Source organism: Facivitalis istanbulensis (assembly GCF_040560405.1).
Classification (GTDB): Bacteria; Pseudomonadota; Alphaproteobacteria; order Sphingomonadales; family Sphingomonadaceae; genus Sphingomonas; species Sphingomonas istanbulensis.
In genome coordinates this window covers 1-22,978 of record NZ_JAVSCQ010000018.1, presented here as the reverse complement: position 1 = coordinate 22,978, position 22,978 = coordinate 1, and the positions used below count along the sequence as shown (strand labels likewise).

Genomic DNA, 22,978 nt, shown 5'->3' with positions numbered 1-22,978 from the left:
CCGGGGAGGGCCCGACGGACGGCCGTCATCGCCGCCGCCGCCGGATCGACCACCACAGGCCGCCCAGCGCCATCCCCGCCAGCAGGCCCGCGCCCCCCACCATCCCCGCCACGCGCAGGATTGCCCAGAACAAGGCCTCGACGAAACGGCCCAAGGCGACGGACAAACCGATCATGCGTGGAAGGATGGCTGGACGGACACGGACGGCAGGATAGCCGCGAACGGGCTTGCGCGCCACGCCCTGCCCCCATAGGCCCTGCATCATGACGACCGAGATCGTACCCGATAGCGAACATAAGGGACTGGTCGGGCGATTGCCGCCGCGGCTGCGGGGACTGGCGCTGCTGGCCCGGTTCGACCGTCCGATCGGCTGGTGGCTGCTGTTCTGGCCCGGCGTCTGGGCCATCGCGCTTGGCGGCGGCCTGCCCGATCGCTGGCCCCTGCTGGTCTGGTTCCTGCTGGGATCGATCGCGATGCGCGGCGCGGGGTGTGTGTTCAACGACATCGTCGATCGCGATCTCGACGCCCGGGTCGCCCGCACCCGCGCGCGGCCCATCCCGGCCGGGCTGGTGTCGGTGAAGCTGGCCGCGATCTGGCTGGCCGCGTTGAGCCTGATCGGGCTGGTCGTGCTGGTCCAGTTGCGCCCGCTCGCCGCGATCGTGGCGGTGGCCAGCCTGGCCCCCGTCGCCGCCTATCCCTTCATGAAGCGGATCACCTGGTGGCCGCAGGCGTGGCTGGGCATGGTGTTCAGCTGGGCGGCGCTGGTCGGCTGGGCCGAGGTGACGGGCGACCTCTCCGCCCCGCTCTGGCTGCTCTATGCCGGATCGATCGCCTGGGTGATCGGCTATGACACGATCTACGCGCTTCAGGACCGCGAGGATGACGCGATGATCGGCGTGCGCTCCTCCGCGCTGCGCATGGGCGCCTATGTGAAGCCGGGCGTCGGCGCATTCTACGTCGTGGCGCTACTGTGCTGGGCGGGGGCGATCTGGCTGGTGCGACCGGACATTCTGGCGATCGCGGCACTGATCCCGGTGGCGCTCCATCTCGCATGGCAGGTGGTGACGCTGCATCCCGATGAAGGCGCGGGCGCGCTGCGCCGGTTCCGGTCCAATCGGTTCGCCGGGTTGCTGATGGCGCTCGCCTGCGCGGTGGTGGGCAGCTCGCTATAGCCCTCGCCGTCCGCGCAACAGGTTGGATCCCGACGCTTTGCCGGTTGTCGCCTCGGCCAAACTCCGTCACATCGTCAGGCCGATGACCGCCGCCACGCCCGCCTCCCGCTCGCTCGCCGAAAGCCATCGTTCGATCGCGATTCCCGAGGGCGCGTCCTTCCTGCGGCGGCTGCTCGCCTTTGCCGGGCCCGGCTATCTGGTCGCGGTCGGCTATATGGACCCGGGCAACTGGGCGACCGACATCGCGGGCGGATCGGCCTATGGCTATGCGCTGCTGTCGGTCATCCTGATGTCCAACCTGATGGCGATGGTCCTGCAGGCCCTGTCGGCGCGGCTGGGCATCGCCGCCGGGCTCGACCTGGCGCAGGCGTGCCGCGCGGCCTATTCCCGGCCGGTCTCGCGCCTCCTGTGGCTGCTGTGCGAGATCGCGATCATCGCCTGCGACCTGGCCGAAGTGCTCGGCACCGCCATCGCGCTGCAATTGCTGTTCGGCCTGCCGCTCCTCTGGGGCGTCCTCATCACCGGCTTCGACGTCTTCCTGATCCTCGCGCTTCAGCGCTACGGCTTTCGCAAGATCGAGGCGTTCATCATCGCGCTGCTGCTCATCATCGGCGCCTGTTTCGTCTATGAGCTGTTCGCCTCCCGCCCTGATCCGGCCGCGGTGCTGGCGGGTTTCGTGCCGTCCATGCGGATCCTCACCGATCCGGCGATGCTGTATATCGCAATCGGCATCCTGGGCGCGACGGTGATGCCGCATAACCTCTATCTCCACTCCTCGGTGGTGCAGACCCGCGCCTTCGGCCTGTCGGCCGAGGGCAAGCGCGACGCGATCCGCATGGCGACGATCGACAGCACGGTGGCGCTGTTCTTCGCCTTCTTCATCAACGCCGCGATCCTGATCGTCGCGGCCGCCACCTTCCATGTCGCGGGCAGGACCGATGTCGCCGAGATCGACCAGGCCTATCGCCTGCTCGCCCCGATGCTCGGCGTGGGCGGGGCCAGCATGGTGTTCGGCATCGCGCTGCTCGCATCGGGCCAGAATTCGACCGTGACGGGCACCCTGGCCGGGCAGATCGTGATGGAGGGATTTCTCGACCTGCGACTCGCGCCCTGGCTGCGGCGACTCGTCACGCGGAGCCTGGCGATCATTCCCGCCGTGCTGGTCGTCGGCGCGAGCGGACAGGCGGGCGCGACCAAATTGCTGGTGCTGAGCCAGGTGATCCTCAGCCTGCAACTGCCCTTTGCCGTGGTCCCGCTGGTCCGCTTCACCGCGAACAAGGGCATGATGGGCCCCTTTGCCAGCCCGCTATGGCTCCGCATCGTCGCCTGGGGGATCGCGGCGGCGATCATCGTCCTGAACCTGACGCTGTTATGGGGCATCGTCACGAGCTGATGGGTCCGGCCGGCGCGCAAGCAATGCCGCGTGACTTCGGAAGGGAGGCAGTTAAGCTGGCGAGGACCGGATACAGGGATCGCCGAATCAATGACGACCACCATCACCACCCTGCATGTCGACGACACCGGGCCGCTCGCCGACGCGATCGTCGACACGCTGGTCCATCGCATCGGCAAGGACGCCGCCAATGCCCGGCCGCACGACTGGCTGGCCGCGACCATCCTGACCGTCCGCAACGACATCATCGAACGCTGGATGGCCTCCACCCGCGCGGCGCACGCGGCGGGAGCCAAGCGGGTCTATTATCTCAGCCTGGAGTTCCTGATCGGGCGGCTGCTGCGCGACGCGCTGTCCAATCTGGGCGTGATGAACCAGGTCGCCGCCGCGCTGCAGACGCTGGGCGTCGACCTGGCCGATCTGGAGGAGATCGAACCCGATGCCGCGCTCGGCAATGGCGGCCTGGGGCGGTTGGCGGCGTGCTTCATGGAGAGCCTCGCCAGCCTGGACCTACCCGCTTACGGCTATGGCATCCGCTATGTGAACGGCATGTTCCGCCAGCGGATCGATGACGGCTGGCAGGTCGAGCTGCCCGAAACCTGGCTGAGCCACGGCAACCCCTGGGAGTTCGAGCGGCGCGAGAGCGCCTATTTCGTCGGCTTTGGCGGCGAGGTGCATGGCAGCGATACGGGCGAGGTCCGTTGGGAACCCGCCGAGGCGGTCGAGGCGGTCGCGGTCGACACCCCCGTCGTCGGCTGGCGCGGCAAGCGGGTCAACACACTGCGCCTGTGGACCGCGCAGGCGATCGACCCGATCCGGCTCGATCGGTTCAACGCGGGCGACTATACCGGCGCGCTCGCCGGGGCGCTGGCGGCGGAAACGCTGGTCCGCATCCTCTATCCGTCGGACAGTTCGCCCGCCGGGCAGGAATTGCGGCTGCGGCAGGAATATTTCTTCTCCTCCGCCTCGATCCAGGACATCGTCCGGCGGCACGTCCAGTATTTCCACGACATCCGCACCCTGCCCGACAAGGCGGCGATCCAGTTGAACGACACCCACCCGGCGGTGTCGGTCGCGGAACTGATGCGCCTCCTGGTCGATCATTACGACCTGGGCTTTGACGAGGCGTGGGACATCACCCGCCGGACCTTCGGCTATACCAACCACACGCTGCTGCCCGAGGCGCTGGAAAGCTGGCCGCTGCACCTGTTCGAGCGGTTGCTGCCGCGTCACATGCAACTGATCTATGCGATCAACGCCAAGCTGCTGCGCGAGGCGCGGGCGATGGAAGGCGTGGACGACCGCGCGATCGCCGCGATCAGCCTGGTCGACGAGAGCGGCGAGCGGCGGGTGCGCATGGCCAATCTGGCCTTTGCGGGCAGCCACAGCGTCAACGGCGTCGCGGCGCTGCACACCGAATTGATGAAGCAGACCGTCTTCGCGGACCTGCATCACCTCTATCCGACACGGATCAACAACAAGACCAACGGCATCACCCCGCGCCGCTGGTTGCAGCAATGCAATCCCCAGCTGACCGCGCTGATCCGCGAGGCCATCGGCCCATCCTTCCTGGACGATGCGGAACAATTGGGTGCGCTCGCCGGCCTGGCGCAGGATGCGGCCTTTCGGGAACGCTTCGTCGGCGTCAAACGTTCGAACAAGGTGGGTCTGGCGAATTACTTGAGGGATTATACGGGGTTACGGATAGACCCGGACGCGCTGTTCGACGTCCAGATCAAGCGCATCCACGAGTATAAGCGCCAGTTGCTCAACGTCATCGAGACGGTGGCGCTTTACGACCAGATCCGCAGCCACCCCGAGCGCGACTGGACCCCGCGTGTCAAGCTGTTCGCGGGCAAGGCGGCATCGAGCTATTACAATGCCAAGCTGATCATCAAACTGGCGAACGACGTCGCGCGCCGCGTCAATTCGGACCCCAGCATCGGCCACCTGCTGAAGGTCGGGTTCATCCCCAATTACAATGTCAGCCTGGCCGAAAAGATCATCCCTGCCGCCGACCTGTCCGAACAGATCTCGACCGCGGGGATGGAGGCATCGGGCACCGGCAACATGAAGTTCGCGCTGAACGGCGCGCTGACCATCGGCACGCTCGACGGCGCCAATGTCGAGATCAAGGAACGGGTCGGCGACGACCACATCATCATCTTCGGCCTGACCGCCGACGAGGTCGCGGCCAAGCGCCGCAACGGCTATGATCCGCGCAAGGTGATCGAGGGCAGCCCCGAACTGCGCCAGGCGGTGTCGGCCATCGCCTCGGGCGTGTTCTCGCCCGACGATCCCGGCCGCTATGCCGGGCTGATGGGCGGCCTGTATGACGGCGACTGGTTCATGGTCGCGGCCGATTTCGATGCCTATACCGCTGCGCAGCGTCAGGTCGATGCCCGCTGGCAGGATCGCGCGGGCTGGGCCGTCTCCGCCATCCACAATGTCGCGAACGTCGGCTGGTTTTCCTCCGATCGCACCATCCGGCAATATGCCGAGGACATCTGGAACGTGATGTGAAGCCACCCCGCGCCGCGCTGGACACCCTGATCGAGGGGCGCAATGCCGATCCCTTCGCATGGCTGGGGCCGCATCAGGGGCCGGGCGGCACGTTCCTCCGTGCGATCGTGCCGGGGGCGGAAACGGTCGCCGTCTTCGACCTCGCCGACGCGCCGCTCGGCGAACTGGAGCGGGTCGATGGCCGCGGCCTGTTCGAGGGGACGATCGCGGGCGCGCCACAGCCCGTGAAATACCGGGCGCAGGGTCATGGCGCGGAATGGTGGACCACCGATCCCTACAGCTTCGGCCCCGTGCTCGGCCCCATCGACGATTTCCTGATGGGCGAAGGCAATCATTTCCGCCTGTACGATCGGATGGGCGCGCACCTGATCGAGCATCAGGGGGTGGCGGGCGTCCATTTCGCGGTCTGGGCTCCCAATGCCGAGCGGGTCGCGCTGGTCGGCGACTTCAACGACTGGAACCCCGCGCGCCACGTCATGCGCCGCCGCCTGGACGTGGGCGTGTGGGAGATCTTCATTCCCCATATCGGCGAGGGCCGCGCCTATAAGTTCGCGATCACCGGCCCGCATGGCGTGGAACAGCCGATGAAGGCCGACCCCTTCGCCTTCGCCGCCGAGCTTCGCCCCAAGACCGCCTCGATCACCACCGCCCCGCCCGCCCATCAATGGCAGGACGGGCCCCATCGCGCGCATTGGGCAAGCGTCGATCCGCGCCGCGTGCCGATCAGCATCTACGAGGTGCATGCCGGATCATGGGATCGCGACGACAATGGCTGGTATCTGAGCTGGGACGCGCTGGCCGAACGGCTGATCCCCTATGTCGTCGATATGGGGTTCACCCATATCGAATTCCTGCCCATCTCCGAACATCCCTATGATCCCAGCTGGGGCTATCAGACCACCGGGCTCTATGCGCCCTCGGCGCGGTTCGGCGATGGGGAGGGGTTCGCGCGCTTCGTGGACGGCGCGCATCGGGCCGGGATCGGCGTGATCCTCGACTGGGTGCCCGCGCATTTCCCCACCGATGCGCACGGCCTGTCGCGGTTCGACGGCACCGCGCTCTATGAACATGAAGACCCGCGCCAAGGTTACCATCCCGACTGGAACACCGCCATCTATAATTTCGGGCGACGCGAGGTGGCGAGCTTCCTCGTGAACAACGCGCTGTTCTGGCCCGAGCGCTATCATGTCGACGGGCTGCGCGTCGATGCCGTCGCCTCGATGCTGTATCGCGATTACAGCCGCAAGGGCGGCGAATGGGTGCCCAACGAACAGGGGGGGCGCGAGAACTGGGAAGCGGTCGCGTTTCTCCGCCAGGTCAACCGGCAGGTCTATGGCCAGCATACCGGCGTCTTCACGATCGCCGAGGAATCGACCGCCTGGCCCGGTGTCTCCGTACCCGCGCATGACGGCGGGCTGGGCTTCGGGTTCAAGTGGAACATGGGCTTCATGCACGACACGCTGCGGTACATGGCGCGGGAGCCGGTGCATCGGCGGCATCATCATGGCGAGATCCTGTTCGGACTCCATTACGCCTTTGACGAGAATTTCGTTCTGCCGCTCAGCCATGACGAGGTCGTCCATGGCAAGGGTAGCCTGCTGTCCAAGATGGCCGGCGACGACTGGCAGAAATTCGCGAATCTGCGTGCCTATTACGCGTTCATGTGGGGCTATCCGGGCAAGAAGCTGCTCTTCATGGGCCAGGAATTCGCCCAGCGCGAGGAATGGTCGGACTCCCGCCCGCTCGACTGGCATCTGCGGTGCAGCCATGCGCATGAGGGGGTCCGCGCGCTGGTCCGCGACCTCAACCATCTCTATCGCGACACGCCCGCGCTCCATGCCCGCGATTGCGAGGGCGAAGGGTTTGAATGGCTGGTCGCCGACGATGCCAGCCATTCGGTCTTCGCCTGGCTGCGCAAGGCGCCGGGCGAGAAGCCGGTCGCGGTCATCGCCAACATGACGCCGGTCGCACGCGCGCCGTATCGCCTGCCGCTGCCCCATGACGGCCGCTGGACCGAGATACTGAACTCCGACGCGACCCCCTATTGGGGTTCCGGCCTGGGAAATATGGGCGGGGTGGATGCGCTGGACGGCGTGGCCTGGGTGACATTGCCACCGCTCGCCACGATCATGCTGCGCTTCGACGGCTGAATCACAATCATCGTCCGCGCGGAATACCGGCGCGCGCTTCAAACGTTGCGATACCGATACACGGACAGGAGACGGAGAATGGACCTGAGGCGTGGACAACCGCTGGCGCGCGACGCCATGGCCTATGTGCTGGCGGGTGGTCGCGGCAGCCGTCTGATGGAACTGACCGACACCCGGGCCAAGCCCGCCGTGTATTTCGGCGGCAAGGCGCGGATCATCGACTTCGCGCTGTCCAACGCGATCAATTCCGGCATCCGCCGCATCGGCGTGGCGACCCAGTACAAGGCGCATTCGCTGATTCGCCATCTCCAACGCGGCTGGAACTTCCTGCGCGACGAACGCAACGAGAGCTTCGACATCCTCCCCGCCAGCCAGCGGATCAGCGAATTCCAATGGTATGAGGGCACCGCCGACGCGGTTTTTCAAAATATCGACATCATCGACAGCTATGCGCCCGAATTCATGGTCATCCTGGCGGGCGACCATGTCTACAAGATGGACTATGAGCTGATGCTCCAGCAGCATGTCGATAGCGGGGCCGATGTCACCGTCGCCTGTCTGGAAGTGGCGCGGGCCGAGGCCAGCGCGTTCGGCGTGATGCATGTCGACGAAAGCGACCGCATCGTCGATTTCGTCGAAAAGCCCGCCAATCCCCCTGCCCTGCCCGGCCATCCCGACGTGTCGCTGGCCTCGCTGGGCATCTATGTCTTCCGCACCGCCTTCCTGTTCGACCAGTTGCGCCGCGACGCCGGGACGCCGGGGTCGAGCCGCGATTTCGGCAAGGACATCATCCCGCATCTGGTCGAGCATGGCAAAGCGCAGGCGCATCGCTTCTCCGCCTCCTGCGTGCGGTCCAGCGACGAGCCCGGCGCCTATTGGCGCGATGTCGGCACGGTCGACGCCTATTGGGAGGCCAGCCTGGACCTGACCGATGTGGTGCCGCAGCTCGACCTGTACGATCGCAGCTGGCCGCTCTGGACCTATGCCGAGATCACCCCGCCCGCCAAGTTCGTCCATGATGTCGAGGGGCGGCGCGGATCGGCGGTGGCGAGCCTGGTCGCGGGCGACTGCATCGTGTCGGGATCCTCGATCCACCGTTCGCTTCTGTCGACCGGGGTCCGCACGCACAGCTTCGCGGCGCTGGACGAGGCCGTGGTCCTGCCCTTCTGCCAGATCGGGCGGCGCGCGCGGTTGCGGCGGGTGATCCTGGATCGCGGCGTCAGGATACCCGACGGGCTGGTGGTCGGCGAAGATCCGGTGCTCGACGGGCATCGTTTCCGGCGGACCGACAAGGGTATCTGCCTCATCACCCAGCCGATGATCGACCGTCTGGCCAACTGAAAGTCCCCATGACCCTTTCCGTCCTGTCGGTCGCCTCGGAGGCGTTCCCGCTCATCAAGACCGGCGGCCTGGCCGATGTCGTGGGGGCGCTGCCCGCGGCGCTCGCCCCGCACGACATCGCCGTCACGACGCTGATCCCCGGCTTTCCCAAGGTGATGCGCGCGATCGGCGACGCGCCGCGCGTTCATCACTGGCCGCATATCATCGGCACCGATGCGTGGCTGCGCGCGGCGAGGATCGGCGAACACCGGCTGCTGGTCCTGGATGCGCCGCACCTCTATGCGCGCGAGGGGCTGCCCTATGTCGATAGCGACGGCCATGACTGGCACGACAACTGGCGGCGTTTCGCGGTGCTGGCGCGGGCGGGGGCCGACCTGACCTCCGGCGCGGTGCCGGGGTTCGATTTCGACCTGCTCCATGCGCATGACTGGCAGGCGGCGCTGGCCCCCGCCTTCCTGCATTACGCCCCCGGCCCCGGTCCGGTCGCCAGGAGCATCGTCACGATCCACAATATCGCCTTTCAGGGATCGTTCGCGGCGCATCACTTCGCCGATCTCGGCCTGCCGCCGCGCGCCTGGTCGATCGACGGCGTCGAATATTATGGGCAGATCGGCTATCTGAAGGCGGGCCTGCGCACCGCCGACGCGATCACCACGGTCAGCCCGACCTATGCCGAGGAAATCCACCGGCCACAATATGGCATGGGCCTGGAGGGCCTGATCGCCCAGCGCGCCGCCTGTGTCAGCGGCATCGTCAACGGCATCGACCCCGCCATCTGGAATCCCGGGGCCGACACCGCCCTGGCCGCGCCCTTCACCGTCGACACGCTGGACGATCGCATCGCCAACAAGCGCGCGGTCGAGGCGCTTTTCGGACTGGAGCAGGATGATCGCCCGATCTTCACCGTCATCAGCCGCCTGACCTGGCAAAAGGGCATGGACGTGCTGGTCGAGGTGATCGACGATCTTGTCGCGATGGGCGGCCGGCTGGTGGTGCTGGGCAGCGGCGATCCGGCGCTGGAGATCGCCTTCGCCGCCGCCGCCCTTCGTCATCCCGGCCGGGTCGCGGCACGGATCGGCTATGACGAGCCGGTCTCGCATCTGCTTCAGGGCGGGTGTGACGCGATCCTGATCCCTTCGCGCTTCGAACCGTGCGGGCTGACCCAGCTATATGGTCTCGCTTATGGCTGCGTCCCCGTCGTCGCGCGGACCGGCGGGCTGGCCGATACGATCATCGACGCCAATGAAGCGGCGCTGACCACCGGGGTCGCGACCGGGCTGCAATTCGACGATGTGACGCCCGACACGATCGTCGCGGCGCTGCGCCGCGCGATGCGGCTGCACGCCGGACAAGATCGATGGCGTATCATCCAGGTCAATGGCATGAACGCCGATTACAGCTGGCGCCAGAGCGGCCGCCACTATGCCGAACTCTATCGTTCCGTCCTGGGGTATTCATGATCAAGACCGTCGCCACACAGCCCTATCTCGATCAGAAGCCCGGTACGTCGGGCCTGCGCAAGAAGGTCCGAGTCTTTCAGCAGCCGCATTATGCCGAGAATTTCGTCCAGTCGGTATTCGACGCGCTGGGCGATGAGAAGACCGGCCAGACGCTGGTCATCGGTGGCGACGGCCGCTTCCTGAACCGCGAGGTGATCCAGGTCGCGATCCGCATGGCGGCGGCGAACGGCTTCGCCCGCGTCGTGGTCGGCCAGGGCGGCATCCTGTCCACCCCGGCGGCGAGCAACGTGATCCGCCGGCGCAGGGCGCTGGGCGGCCTCGTCCTGTCGGCCAGCCACAATCCCGGCGGCCCGGACGAGGATTTCGGCATCAAGTACAATATCGCCAATGGCGGCCCGGCGCCCGAAAAGGTGACCGACGCGATCCACGCCAATACCAGGACGATCCGCCGCTGGCTGATGGTCGAGGCGGCGGACATCGACCTCGACACGCTGGGCGAGGTGACGGTGGGCGACATGACCGTCGAGGCGATCGACCCGGTCGCCGACTATGCCGCACTGATGGAGCGATTGTTCGACTTCACCGCGATCCGAAAGGCGGTCGCGGGCGGCCTCACCATGGCGTTCGACGCAATGAGCGCGGTGACGGGGCCTTACGCGATCGAGATCCTGGAAAAGCGGCTGGGCTTTGCGAGCGGCACCGTGAAGAACGGCACCCCGCTCCCCGATTTCGGCGGGCATCATCCCGACCCCAATCTGGTCCATGCGAAAGAGCTGTACGACCGGATGATGGCTCCCGACGCGCCCGATTTCGGCGCGGCCTCGGACGGCGATGGCGACCGCAACCTCATCATCGGGCGCGGGCGTTTCGTCACGCCGTCGGACAGCCTCGCCATGCTGGCGGCGAACGCGCATCTCGCGCCCGCTTATGCCGGTGGGCTGAAGGGCATCGCCCGGTCCATGCCGACCAGCGCCGCCGCCGACCGCGTGGCCGAAAGGCTGGGCATCCCGGTCTATGAGACGCCGACCGGCTGGAAGTTCTTCGGCAATCTGCTCGACGCCGGCATGGCGACCATCTGTGGCGAGGAGAGCGCCGGCACCGGCTCGGACCATGTGCGCGAAAAGGACGGGCTGTGGGCGGTGCTGCTCTGGTTGAACATCCTTGCGGTGTCGGGCAAGTCGGTCGACCAGATCGCGCGCGACCATTGGGCGACCCATGGCCGCAATTATTATGCCCGCCACGATTATGAGGGCGTCGACAGTGCGCGCGCCGATACGCTGATGGCCGAGTTGCGCGGCAGACTGGCGACCCTGCCGGGACAGACATTCGCCGGGCTGACGATCGAGGCGGCGGACGATTTCGCCTATACCGATCCCACCGACCAGTCAGTCAGTCGCAACCAGGGCATCCGGGTGCTGTTCGAGGGGGGCAACCGCGTGGTGTTCCGGCTGTCGGGCACGGGCACCAGCGGCGCGACGCTCCGCGTCTATCTGGAGCGTTACGCGGCCGACGAACTGGACCGCGAAACGCCCGAGATGCTCGCCGACCTCGTCGCGGCGGCGGACGAAATCGCCGGGATCGCCCGGCATACCGGCCGCACCCGGCCCGATGTCGTGACCTGATCGACCGTAGCGCCCGGCCCGGCTTTCGTCCGGGTGATCCTGGTGGAATAGAATAGCCCTGCCATGACGAATCGTCCCGCCCCGCCACTCGGTGCCACCCCCGCCCCCAAGGGCACGCGCTTCGCCGTCCGATCGAGCGCCGAGAGGGTCGAACTCTGCCTGTTCGAAGGGGGGAGCGAACGGCGGGTCGCGATGCGCCGCGACGGCGATGTCTGGAGCGCCACCGTGCCGGGTATCCGGCTGGGCCAGCTTTATGGCTATCGCGCCCATGGTGCCTATGCCCCGGCGCGGAATCTGTGGTTCGATCCGGCGAAACTGCTGGTCGATCCTTATGCGATCGAGATCGATCGCCGTTTCGTCCAGTCGCCGCGCCTCGCCCGATTTGGCGACGACACCGCCGACATCGTGCCCCGCGCCCGCGTCGTCGCGCCGCTGTCCGCCCTCCCCGCCCGGCCGCTCTTCAGGCCCGGCCGGCTGATCTACGAGTGCAATGTCCGCGCGCTGACCATGCGCCACCCCGCCATTCCGGCGGCGCAGCGCGGGACGCTGGCCGCGCTCGCCCATCCGGCGATCCTGGATCATCTGCGCAAGCTGGGCGTCGGCGCGGTCGAGCTGATGCCGATCACCGCCGCGATCGACGAGCGCCATTTGCCGCCCTTGGGGCTGCGCAATGCCTGGGGCTATAATCCGGTCGTGCCGATGGCGCTCTGCCCCGATCGGGTGCCGGGCGGCGTCGCCGAGTTGATCGCCACCGTCGCCGCGCTGCGCAAGGGCGGGATCGGCGTCATCCTCGACCTCGTCTTCAACCATATGGGCGAAAGCGATGGGCAGGGCGGAACTCTGTCCTTTCGCGGGCTCGCCCCGGACATCTACGCCCGGACGGCGGACGGCACGCTCATCAACGATGCGGGGACCGGCAACACGCTCGATGCCAGCCGCGGGGTCGTGCGCACCATGATCCTCGACACGTTGCGCCATTTCGCGCGCGCGGGGGTGGACGGCTTTCGCTTCGACCTCGCCCCGGTGCTGGCGCGCGGGCCGGGCTTCGATCCGAAGGCTCCCATCTTCGCCGAGATCGCCGCCGATCCGATCCTGTCGGGCCGCGTGATGATCGCCGAGCCCTGGGACGTCGGCCCCGGCGGCTATCAGCTCGGGCAATTCCCAGAGCATTGGCTGGAATGGAACGACCGCTATCGCGATCAGGTGCGCCGCTTCTGGCGCGGCGACGGGCGCACCGGCGACCTTGCGACACGGGTGGCCGGATCGGCGGATATTTTCACTGGCTCCGCCAGCCGATCGGTCAACTTCGTCGCCGCACATGACGGCTTCACCCTGGCCGACCTGACCCGCTATGCCGAACGGCACAACCATGCCAATGGCGAGGAGAATCGCGACGGGCATGCCGATGAAGTGGCGTGGAATCACGGCGTCGAGGGGCCGACCGACGATCCCGCCATCCGTGCCGCCCGCACCGCCTCGGTCCGCGCGCTGCTCGCCACCCTGTTCCTGTCGCGCGGCACGCCGATGCTGACCGCCGGCGACGAATTCGGCCGCAGCCAGCAGGGCAATAACAACGGTTATGCGCAGGACAATGCGACGACCTGGCTCGATTGGGAGGGGCGCGATCGGGCATTGGAGGATTTCGTCGCCGCGCTCAGCCGGTTTCGACAGCGCACGGCGATCGACTGGACCGCTTGGCTGGCAGACGCCGAGTGGCGCTCGCTATCGGGTGGCGCGATGCAGGAGGGGGAATGGGATGCGGGCGACGGCGTCGCGCTTCACCTCGCGCTGGGCGACGAGACGCTGATCCTTCGCTTCGACCGTCGCCACGGCGTCTCCGCCATTCGCGGGGCGGCGATCGACAGCCGGAGCGGCGTCGGGCCGGGTTGAACCGATCCGGCGGGCGGCCTGTCGATCCTCGCAAGGCCATCGACGACGCCCGCAGCGGTTGGGCTTGGCCCATCGCCATCGATCCGCCTATCGTGCCGCCATGACCCATGCCGTTCTTTCCGTACCCCGCAGCGCGCTGTTCCTCCCCGCCTCCAATGCCCGGGCGCTCGCCAAGGCACGGACGCTCGCCAGCGACGCGGTGATCCTGGACCTGGAGGATGCCGTCGCGCCCGAGGCGAAGGAGGCAGCGCGCGCCGCTGCGGTCGAGGCGGTGCGCGAGGGCGGCTTCGGCGCGCGCCTGCTGGTCGTGCGGACCAACGGCCTCGACATGCCCTGGGCCGCCGATGATCTGGCTGCCCTGTCCGGCGCGCCGCCGCATGCGGTGCTGATCCCCAAGGTCGACGATGTCGCGACGCTGGAGCGCGCCCGTGCCGCGCTCGGCCCCGGCATACCGCTCTGGGCAATGGTCGAGACGTGTCGCGGCGTCCTGTCGCTTGGCGCGATGGCGGAGGCGGCGGCACGGGTCGGGCTGGCCGCGCTGGTGGCGGGGACGAATGATCTGGCCAAGGAGATGCGGCTCCCCTCCCCTGCTGCGGCGGAGGCGCTCCGGCCGCTGCGTGTCCAGATGGTGGTCGCGGCCCGCGCCGCCGGCCTGGTCGTGCTGGACGGCGTGTGCAACGCGCTCGACGCGCCCAAACGGCTGGCCGAGGATTGCGCGGATGGGCGACGCATGGGCTTTGATGGCAAGACGCTGATCCATCCCAGCCAGATCGCCGAGGCCAACCGCGCCTTCGGACCAAGCGAAAGTGAACTGGCCTGGGCCCGCCGCGTGATCGCCGCCTTCGCCGATCCCGAACAGGCGAGACTGGGGGCGATCCGGCTGGACGGCCAGATGGTCGAGCGACTGCATCTGGAACAGGCCGAGCATCTGCTGAAGCGCGCGGAGCGTTGATCGTCAGGAAAAGACAAGAAAAAAGCCAGCGCCGTAGCGCTGGCCTTATCTGGTGCAGATATGACTACTTGTTAGCCGCCAGTACCGCAATCTCTGAGGCCGTCTTTATTTCGCATCTCAAGTTGCCAGTCAAGTCCCAAATATAGTCTCTCGGGATGCTCATTCCGTTTTGGCTTCCGCCCTTTCCTCCTTAGACAAGACGGGCCATCATCAGGGCAAGGACGATGAACGGGGGAATCATGGACTGGCGGCTGGGAGTCGATCTTGGCGCGAATTCGCTGGGATGGGCGGCATTGACACTGGACCGAGGCGGGAATCCCGTCAGCGTCCTCGCCATCGGCTCGCGCATCTTCAGCGACGGGCGCGATCCCAAGTCCGGTGCTTCACTGGCGGTCGATCGGCGCGCGGCCCGCGCGATGCGACGGCGGCGCGACCGGTTCAAGCAACGTCAGGCCGCGCTCATCAAATATCTGATCCGCGACGGCCTGTTTCCCGCCGACCAGTCCGAGCGCCAGCGCCTCGCGATCGAAGACCCCTACCGCCTGCGCGCACGGGCGCTCGACGAGGCGCTGAGTTTGCCCGAACTGGGGCGCGTCTTTTTCCACCTCAACCAGCGACGCGGCTTCCAATCCAATCGCAAGACCGATCGCGGCCAGGATGAAGAGGCGGGCAAGATCGCGATCGGCGTCGATCGCCTGGTCGAGAAGATGCGAGAGAAGGATGCCCGCACGCTGGGCGAATTCCTGCATCTGCGGCGGCAGGAGGCGGAGGACGCCAACCATATGCCCTCTGTCCGTACCCGGCTGCGCCCCGAAACGGGCGAGAACGCCAAGGGCGACGGCTATGACTTCTACCCCGCCCGCAAGCTGATCGCCGACGAGTTCGAGCAGATCTGGGCCGCCCAGTCGGACCATCATCCCGATGTGCTGACGCCCGATGTCTATCGCCGGCTGCACGAGATCATCTTTCACCAGCGTCCGCTCAAGGCCCCGCCGGTCGGCCAATGCACGCTGGTGCCCGGCGAGACGCGCCTGCCCAAGGCGCATCCGCTGTTCCAGAAACGCCGCCTGCTGGAGGAGATCAACGCACTGACCATCGTCCGCGCGGGCGAAGTCGCGCAGCGGCTGACACCCGATCAGCGGGACATGCTCTTCCTGTTGCTCAAGACTCGGGCCAAGGCCACCTTCGCCGCGATGCGCAAGGCGTTGAAGCTCGACCCGGCCGATCGCTTCAACAAGGAAAGCGAGAACCGCACCGAGTTGAAGGGCGACGAGATTGCCGCCGAAATGGGCAAGAAGACCCGCTTCGGCACCCGCTGGCCGCATCTGTCGACCGACGAGCAATGGGAGGTCGTCCGGCGACTGATGGCGGTCGAGAGCGAGGTGGATGAGGCCGCCTATCGCGACTGGCTCACCGCGACCTATGACCTGTCGCCCGAACAGGCCCTGGCGGTGCTGGGCGCGCATCCGCCGCAGGGCCATGGGCGCTTCGGCCCGACCGCGACGACGACCTTGATCGACTCACTACTCCACGACCGGACCGAGGATGGCCGCGTGGTCGTCTATAGCGAGGCGGTGCAGCGGGCGGGCTTCCAGCATCACAGCGATTTCCGCGACCGCCGCGACAATGAAGACGCCGCCGAACTCCCCTATTACGGCGTTGCACTCGAACGCCACATCATGCCCGGCACTGCCGAGCCGACCGACCCGGAGGAGATGCGCGTCGGCCGCCTGACCAATCCGACGGTGCATATCGGGCTGAACCAGTTGCGCCATGTGGTGAACCGGCTGATCCGCGCCTATGGCCCGCCCAAGGAGATCGCGATCGAACTCGCGCGCGAACTGAAGCTGAGCGAGGACGAGAAGAAGAAGCGCAATCGCGAGAACACCGACAATCGCCGCGCCGCCGAAGAGCGCTCGACCAAATTGGGCGAGATCGGCCAGCGCGACAGCGGCGCGAACCGCGCGCGGCTCAAGCTGTGGGAAGAATTGAACCCCGGCAATGTGCTGGACCGCCGTTGCATCTACAGCGGCAAGCAGATTTCGATCGACATGCTCTTCTCTGACAAGGTGGAGGTCGACCATATCCTCCCCTTTGCGGAAACGCTGGACGATTCGAACGGCAACAAGCTGCTCTGCCTGCGCGAAGCCAATCGCGAGAAGCGCCGCCGCTCCCCCTACGAGGCGTGGGGCCACACCGATCGCTGGCCCGCCACCGCCGAACGCGCGTCGCGCCTGCCCAAGGCCAAACGCTGGCGGTTCGAGCCGGATGCGATGCAGCGCTTCACCCAGGAGGGCGGGTTCCTCGCGCGGCATCTGGTCGATACCCAATATCTCGGGCGGCTGGCGCGCGAATATCTATCCTGGCTCTATCCGGGACGCGGTGAGGGATCGAACCCGGTCTGGGTGTCGCCCGGCCGGTTGACCGAGATGGTCCGGCGCAAGCTGGGGCTCAACGACCTGCTGCCCGATCACAATTTCGGCGGCGGGGCGGACCAGCCCAAGAACCGGCTCGACCATCGCCACCATGCGATCGATGCGGTGGTGATCGCGATCGTCGATCGGGGGATGCTCAACGCCATCGCCCGTGCCTCGGGCGAGTCGGGCAGCGAGGGCCGGGAGCGCATCCTGGTCCCCGCCCCCTGGGACGGCTTTCGCGACGATGTGCGCAGCACGGTCAACCGGATCATCGTGTCGCATCGCCCCGATCATGGCACCGTGTCCAAGGCCGGGCTGAAACCCGGTCGCGACCAGACCGCCGGGCGGCTGCACAACGACACCGCCTATGGCCTGACCGGCGAAACCGATGCCAAAGGCAACAGCATCGTGGTGCGCCGGGTACCCTTGTCGTCGCTGAAGAAACCCGCCGATATAGCCCGCGTGCGCGATCCGCTGCTCCGCGAGGCGCTGATGCAGTTCAGCCAAGGGCTGGACGGCAAGGCGTTCGAGGCACGCATGACCCGCTTCCCAGAGCTGGGGCCCCTCCTCTATCGCGGGATCCGGCGGGTCCGCGTGACCGAACCACTGACCGTCATCCCCATCCGCGACCAGGCGGGCCGCGCCTATAAGGGCTATAAGGGCGGGAGCAATTATCGCTACGATGTCTGGGAAATGCCCGATGGGAAATGGATCCCCCAGGTCACGTCGATGTTCGATGCGCACCAGTCGGTTACGGTCGATCGCCCCCACCCCGCAGCGCGCAAGGTCCTGAGTCTCCACCAAAGTGATGTTTTGGCGATCGAACGGACACTGAACGACCGCCAGTTGATGATCGTGACCCAGTTCTGGCAAAATGGGCAGGTTCGGCTGGTTGCGCACAACGAGTCGGGCAAGCTGGATGACCGTCACAAGAACTCAGACGATCCCTACATTAATTTCTCGCCGACCTGCGGCGGCTTAAAGAAGCTTCGCGCCCGCCAGGTGCGGATCGACGAACTCGGCCGCGTCCTCGACCCCGGCTTCCCGGCGCGCAAGACCGTGCGGCCGACGAGGCCGCGCGGCGACGTCGCCTGACGGATCGGAATCGCGATGGGACTGGAGCGGATCATCGATATCGCCACGGACAACCGGCATCTGTCGACCCATCGCGGCTTCCTGATCGTTTCGGAGGATCGGGTCGAGGTCGGTCGTATCCCGCTCGACGATGTGGGCGCAGTCATCGTCCATGCGCATGGCGTCACCTGGTCGACCAACGTCATCGTCGCGCTGGCCGAACGTGGCGCGGTGATGCTGTTCTGCGGCGCCAATCACAGCCCCGCCGCGATCTGCCTCCCGATCGACGGGCATCATGCACAAAACGGCCGGATGCGGGCCCAGTGGGAAGCGGGGCGACCATTGTCCAAGCAGCTCTGGCGGGCGCTCGTGGTCGCGAAGATCCGATGGCAGGGCGCGGTGCTGTCGGCCAACGGCCATTCCGCCACCGCGTTCGAGCATCTGGCGCGCAAGGTCGGATCGGGCGACCCGGAAAATGTCGAGGCGCAGGCCGCACGGCGATACTGGCCGCTGCTGATGGGCGAGGATTTCCGTCGCGACCGGGATGCTGAGGGGATCAACGCGCTGCTTAATTATGGCTATGCCGTGCTCCGCGCCGCCTGCGCCCGGGCGGTCGTCGCCGCCGGGCTGCATCCCTCGATCGGCGTCCATCACGCGCACCGCGGCAACCCCTTCGCATTGGCCGACGACGTGATCGAGCCGTTCCGCGCACTGGTCGACGCCCTGACTCTGCGACTGCTCGCGCATGGCGTGACGATGGTAACGCCTGAGGCGAAACGAGCCTATGCCAGGTTGATCGCCGTCGACCTGATGCTGGAGGACGGCGTGACCACGGTCTGGCTGGCGGTCCAACGCGCGGCGCAAACGCTGGCGCGCAGTTTCCAGAGCGGTCGCGCCGCCGACCTGATCCTCCCCGCCCCGCCTTCCGCGCTGGACTTCGCCGCCTTGGACGGCTTGGTACGGTGAGCAAGAGCCAACCCAGGGTCGCGGCTCCGATCGACGCACCGCAACTGTCGGGATATCGGTTGATGTGGATTTTTGTGATGTTCGACCTGCCCGTCACCAGTAAGGCCGAGTCGCGCGCCGCCACCAAGTTTCGTGAATATCTGCTCGATGAAGGATTCGAGAAAAGCCAGTTCTCCGTCTATGCGCGCTTTTGTAGCGGGAAGGAACAGATGGAGGCCTATCTGCGCCGGATCGAAGCGAATCTGCCCGACAAGGGCGAGATCCACATTCTGAGCTTCACCGACCGTCAATATGAGAATATCATTCGCTTCGCCGGACAGACTCGCCGGCAAGCTCGCAAAAACCCTGATCAGCTGGCGCTCTTCTGATGCTCCATGACCATTTTGACTATGCCGGATGGAGGATTTCGTCGTTGCAGGTCAACACGATACCCCACCATCTAGCATAACCGCTCAGAGATTGCGGTCCAGCGACAACAAGCTAGTGCATGGTTGGACCTATACGCTTAGCATAACCGCTCAGAGATTGCGGTCCAGCGACAACTTAGCAAGGAAGCCAACCCGCTTCTATTCGAGCATAACCGCTCAGAGATTGCGGTCCAGCGACAACCGTTTCCTCGCACGCGCCCGGCTGGCGGCTAGCATAACCGCTCAGAGATTGCGGTCCAGCGACAACTGACCGGCCTTGTTCCTATCCCCGCTGCGCAGCATAACCGCTCAGAGATTGCGGTCCAGCGACAACAGGGCGGCTATCAGGTTGAGAATGGCCCGCAGCATAACCGCTCAGAGATTGCGGTCCAGCGACAACTTTGCGGCAATAGAGCCGCGGCTTGGCGTTAGCATAACCGCTCAGAGATTGCGGTCCAGCGACAACAGCGCGGGGGCACGGGAGGCGCTGGGGCTGAGCATAACCGCTCAGAGATTGCGGTCCAGCGACAACGTCGTATTCCTCCCGCAGCTGCCGCTGGTCAGCATAACCGCTCAGAGATTGCGGTCCAGCGACAACCATCGACACCCTGCGCGACAAGCAGGACATAGCATAACCGCTCAGAGATTGCGGTCCAGCGACAACTCGGCGGGCGATCACCACGGCGCGCAGCAGAGCATAACCGCTCAGAGATTGCGGTCCAGCGACAACAACAACAATGAAGTATCTAGGCCTCTTCCTAGCATAACCGCTCAGAGATTGCGGTCCAGCGACAACAGGGCGTGGACCGGGAGGACGTGGCGTTCCAGCATAACCGCTCAGAGATTGCGGTCCAGCGACAACCGGTCGATCGCGGACAAGCTGCCCTATGACAGCATAACCGCTCAGAGATTGCGGTCCAGCGACAACCGCATCCGGGGCGGCGCGCGCGATCGGCTGAGCATAACCGCTCAGAGATTGCGGTCCAGCGACAACCCGCGCGCGGTGTTCCTCGACGTCGATCCGAGCATAACCGCTCAGAGATTGCGGTCCAGCGACAACAGGGGCAACCGTGCGGGGGTTATCGCGTCAAGCATAACCGCTCAGAGATTGCGGTCCAGCGACAACCGGCAGTCGTGATTACCGCAGGAGGGACTGAGCATAACCGCTCAGAGATTGCGGTCCAGCGACAACCCTCTGGAGTGGTAAAGCATAGCCTGTTCGAGCATAACCGCTCAGAGATTGCGGTCCAGCGACAACACGATCCGACCCATATCAATGCGCCTAGAAAGCATAACCGCTCAGAGATTGCGGTCCAGCGACAACCGGCTCGCCATTGTGCGCGAAATGATCCGGAGCATAACCGCTCAGAGATTGCGGTCCAGCGACAACCGCTGGTGATCGCTCTTCCGCCCGAGGGGCAGCATAACCGCTCAGAGATTGCGGTCCAGCGACAACCGCGCGGGCGCAACGCGCCGCTCCTGTAGAAGCATAACCGCTCAGAGATTGCGGTCCAGCGACAACCAGCGGATCATAGGCGATGCGCGCACCGTCAGCATAACCGCTCAGAGATTGCGGTCCAGCGACAACGATCCGGCAATCGCGCCGGCGGGCCTGGCGAGCATAACCGCTCAGAGATTGCGGTCCAGCGACAACCGGTTACGAAGCGCAGCCGCATCGGAGCAGAGCATAACCGCTCAGAGATTGCGGTCCAGCGACAACCGTGGCACGGCGCAGAAGGTGATGCTGCTGAGCATAACCGCTCAGAGATTGCGGTCCAGCGACAACCTGTTCACCATCGTCGTGCTTTTTATCGGGAGCATAACCGCTCAGAGATTGCGGTCCAGCGACAACGCTGAACCGCACTTCGCGCTCACCGAGGCGAAGCATAACCGCTCAGAGATTGCGGTCCAGCGACAACTTGTCCGCTGGGGTCCAGCAACAGCACCAGAGCATAACCGCTCAGAGATTGCGGTCCAGCGACAACGATAGGCGTTCTGCATCCGAACGAAATTTGAGCATAACCGCTCAGAGATTGCGGTCCAGCGACAACCAAGCGCGGGCGTTGGAATGCGAGTGAAAGAGCATAACCGCTCAGAGATTGCGGTCCAGCGACAACTGGACCGGGTATATTATTGGTGGGCGCGTCAGCATAACCGCTCAGAGATTGCGGTCCAGCGACAACTGACGCGGCGGCGGCATATGCGCGCCTCAAAGCATAACCGCTCAGAGATTGCGGTCCAGCGACAACGAGTTCCGCGTGCTCGACACCGATCTTGCTAGCATAACCGCTCAGAGATTGCGGTCCAGCGACAACTTGTGGCCGGGCCGCCGATACGTCGTGCAGAGCATAACCGCTCAGAGATTGCGGTCCAGCGACAACATGCGCGGCGTCGTGGACAGCTCCACTTGAGCATAACCGCTCAGAGATTGCGGTCCAGCGACAACGTGAAGTGGAACTGGGCCGAGAAGCTCATGAGCATAACCGCTCAGAGATTGCGGTCCAGCGACAACGGCGGCGGCACCGTCACCTCCAGGGGCCAAAGCATAACCGCTCAGAGATTGCGGTCCAGCGACAACCTGGGCGAAGTCGTCACCAGCAACGGCCAGAGCATAACCGCTCAGAGATTGCGGTCCAGCGACAACTGGTGGCGCATAGCCGCAATGTCCCGGAAGAGCATAACCGCTCAGAGATTGCGGTCCAGCGACAACGGGACCGCCATCGTGACGACCGCAGCCGGGAGCATAACCGCTCAGAGATTGCGGTCCAGCGACAACCAGCGGGAAATCGCTGCGCGGACCGGTGTCAGCATAACCGCTCAGAGATTGCGGTCCAGCGACAACCGCTTGCACGGCAGATCGCCGAGCGCTGCCAGCATAACCGCTCAGAGATTGCGGTCCAGCGACAACAACGGCACGGGCCTTGCCGCCGAGGCGAAAAGCATAACCGCTCAGAGATTGCGGTCCAGCGACAACGAGCCCCTCATCCAGCGCTTGGTTCGGGGTAGCATAACCGCTCAGAGATTGCGGTCCAGCGACAACCTGATGTTGAGCGCGCGAAGCTCTTGGTCCAGCATAACCGCTCAGAGATTGCGGTCCAGCGACAACCCCATGCGACCGGTATGAGCCCAGCCAAGGAGCATAACCGCTCAGAGATTGCGGTCCAGCGACAACATCTGCTGCGCCGGGTCCTCCTGGATCCACAGCATAACCGCTCAGAGATTGCGGTCCAGCGACAACACTCGGCGCGGATACAAGAGCAGGCCACCAAGCATAACCGCTCAGAGATTGCGGCCCAGCGACAACTGATCGAGCATTGGGTCGTCTATGACGAAGAGCATAACCGCTCAGAGATTGCGGTCCAGCGACAACACCGGCAGCGTCTAGCCGATCAACAACCGTAGCATAACCGCTCAGAGATTGCGGTCCAGCGACAACGGACGTACACCAGTCTTGACATGCTCCCCTGAAACTCAGCCAGTTTGAGCTAGGGTCAGGACTCGTTGATCACAGCCAGAAGATGACGGTTGCAGCGAGCGCGATGGCGGAGAGGAAGACGGTCGGGCACCGATCGTAGCGGGTGGCGACGCGGCGCCAGTCCTTCAGGCGTCCG

13 protein-coding genes, 1 pseudogene and 1 CRISPR repeat array are annotated in these 22,978 nt (G+C 65.7%); of the genes and pseudogenes, 12 read left to right on the top strand and 2 right to left on the bottom strand.

Annotated features, from left to right (window positions below):
* Positions 1-25: 25 nt before the first annotated feature.
* Positions 26-265, bottom strand: coding sequence for a hypothetical protein (locus tag RN629_RS11580; RefSeq protein WP_407035352.1), 240 nt, complete (start codon positions 263-265; stop codon positions 26-28).
* Between RN629_RS11580 and ubiA the strand changes: the two genes are divergently transcribed.
* The 12 genes from ubiA (at position 264) to cas2 (ending at position 19,328) form a co-directional block, all read left to right on the top strand.
* Positions 264-1,172 (top strand): 4-hydroxybenzoate octaprenyltransferase, encoded by a 909-nt coding sequence (gene ubiA, locus RN629_RS11575; protein ID WP_407035351.1) that lies wholly within the window; start codon positions 264-266, stop codon positions 1,170-1,172. The two genes, RN629_RS11580 and ubiA, sit on opposite strands and share 2 nt — an antisense overlap.
* A gap of 82 nt (positions 1,173-1,254) precedes the next feature.
* The gene (locus RN629_RS11570; protein WP_407035350.1) at positions 1,255-2,565 is read left to right on the top strand and encodes an Nramp family divalent metal transporter; all 1,311 of its coding nucleotides are present in this window, start codon (positions 1,255-1,257) and stop codon (positions 2,563-2,565) included.
* 90 nt (positions 2,566-2,655) lie between these two features.
* On the top strand, positions 2,656-5,088 hold the full coding sequence (locus tag RN629_RS11565; protein WP_407035349.1) for a glycogen/starch/alpha-glucan phosphorylase: 2,433 nt from the start codon (positions 2,656-2,658) through the stop codon (positions 5,086-5,088).
* On the top strand, positions 5,085-7,238 hold the full coding sequence (gene glgB, locus RN629_RS11560; protein ID WP_407035348.1) for a 1,4-alpha-glucan branching protein GlgB: 2,154 nt from the start codon (positions 5,085-5,087) through the stop codon (positions 7,236-7,238). Before RN629_RS11565 ends, glgB begins: the two co-directional genes overlap by 4 nt.
* Positions 7,239-7,316: 78 nt before the next feature.
* Entirely contained in the window at positions 7,317-8,579 is a 1,263-nt protein-coding gene (gene glgC / locus RN629_RS11555; RefSeq protein WP_407035347.1) for a glucose-1-phosphate adenylyltransferase, read from the top strand.
* An 8-nt stretch (positions 8,580-8,587) separates the two neighbouring features.
* Positions 8,588-10,039: a glycogen synthase GlgA gene (gene glgA, locus RN629_RS11550; RefSeq protein ID WP_407035346.1), complete on the top strand. Its 1,452-nt coding sequence runs from the start codon at positions 8,588-8,590 to the stop codon at positions 10,037-10,039.
* On the top strand, positions 10,036-11,661 hold the full coding sequence (locus tag RN629_RS11545; protein WP_407035345.1) for an alpha-D-glucose phosphate-specific phosphoglucomutase: 1,626 nt from the start codon (positions 10,036-10,038) through the stop codon (positions 11,659-11,661). Before glgA ends, RN629_RS11545 begins: the two co-directional genes overlap by 4 nt.
* A gap of 63 nt (positions 11,662-11,724) precedes the next feature.
* Positions 11,725-13,551 (top strand): glycogen debranching protein GlgX, encoded by a 1,827-nt coding sequence (gene glgX / locus RN629_RS11540; RefSeq protein ID WP_407035344.1) that lies wholly within the window; start codon positions 11,725-11,727, stop codon positions 13,549-13,551.
* A gap of 100 nt (positions 13,552-13,651) precedes the next feature.
* Complete coding sequence (locus RN629_RS11535; protein WP_407035388.1) at positions 13,652-14,503, top strand: HpcH/HpaI aldolase/citrate lyase family protein; 852 nt, start codon at positions 13,652-13,654, stop codon at positions 14,501-14,503.
* A gap of 224 nt (positions 14,504-14,727) precedes the next feature.
* The gene (cas9, locus tag RN629_RS11530; RefSeq protein WP_407035343.1) at positions 14,728-18,015 is read left to right on the top strand and encodes a type II CRISPR RNA-guided endonuclease Cas9; all 3,288 of its coding nucleotides are present in this window, start codon (positions 14,728-14,730) and stop codon (positions 18,013-18,015) included.
* 15 nt (positions 18,016-18,030) lie between these two features.
* Positions 18,031-18,960 (top strand): type II CRISPR-associated endonuclease Cas1, encoded by a 930-nt coding sequence (gene cas1 / locus RN629_RS11525; protein WP_407035342.1) that lies wholly within the window; start codon positions 18,031-18,033, stop codon positions 18,958-18,960.
* The gene (cas2, locus tag RN629_RS11520) at positions 18,957-19,328 is read left to right on the top strand and encodes a CRISPR-associated endonuclease Cas2 (protein WP_407035341.1); all 372 of its coding nucleotides are present in this window, start codon (positions 18,957-18,959) and stop codon (positions 19,326-19,328) included. Before cas1 ends, cas2 begins: the two co-directional genes overlap by 4 nt.
* Before the next feature lie 73 nt (positions 19,329-19,401).
* A CRISPR array of direct repeats spans positions 19,402-22,803; the repeat unit is 36 nt; unit sequence AGCATAACCGCTCAGAGATTGCGGTCCAGCGACAAC.
* A gap of 69 nt (positions 22,804-22,872) precedes the next feature.
* Here the strand turns inward: cas2 and RN629_RS11515 are convergent.
* Positions 22,873-22,978 (bottom strand): annotated as a pseudogene (locus tag RN629_RS11515) (IS5/IS1182 family transposase); the annotation flags it as partial.

Coding starts and splice junctions, on each gene's coding strand:
- RN629_RS11570 (WP_407035350.1), top strand. CDS start 1,255: ATGACCGCCGCCACGCCCGCCTCCCGCTCGCTCGCCGAAAGCCATCGT.
- RN629_RS11535 (WP_407035388.1), top strand. CDS start 13,652: ATGACCCATGCCGTTCTTTCCGTACCCCGCAGCGCGCTGTTCCTCCCC.
- RN629_RS11565 (WP_407035349.1), top strand. CDS start 2,656: ATGACGACCACCATCACCACCCTGCATGTCGACGACACCGGGCCGCTC.
- ubiA (WP_407035351.1), top strand. CDS start 264: ATGACGACCGAGATCGTACCCGATAGCGAACATAAGGGACTGGTCGGG.
- RN629_RS11580 (WP_407035352.1), bottom strand. CDS start 265: ATGATGCAGGGCCTATGGGGGCAGGGCGTGGCGCGCAAGCCCGTTCGC.
- cas9 (WP_407035343.1), top strand. CDS start 14,728: ATGAACGGGGGAATCATGGACTGGCGGCTGGGAGTCGATCTTGGCGCG.
- RN629_RS11545 (WP_407035345.1), top strand. CDS start 10,036: ATGATCAAGACCGTCGCCACACAGCCCTATCTCGATCAGAAGCCCGGT.
- cas1 (WP_407035342.1), top strand. CDS start 18,031: ATGGGACTGGAGCGGATCATCGATATCGCCACGGACAACCGGCATCTG.
- glgA (WP_407035346.1), top strand. CDS start 8,588: ATGACCCTTTCCGTCCTGTCGGTCGCCTCGGAGGCGTTCCCGCTCATC.
- glgC (WP_407035347.1), top strand. CDS start 7,317: ATGGACCTGAGGCGTGGACAACCGCTGGCGCGCGACGCCATGGCCTAT.
- glgX (WP_407035344.1), top strand. CDS start 11,725: ATGACGAATCGTCCCGCCCCGCCACTCGGTGCCACCCCCGCCCCCAAG.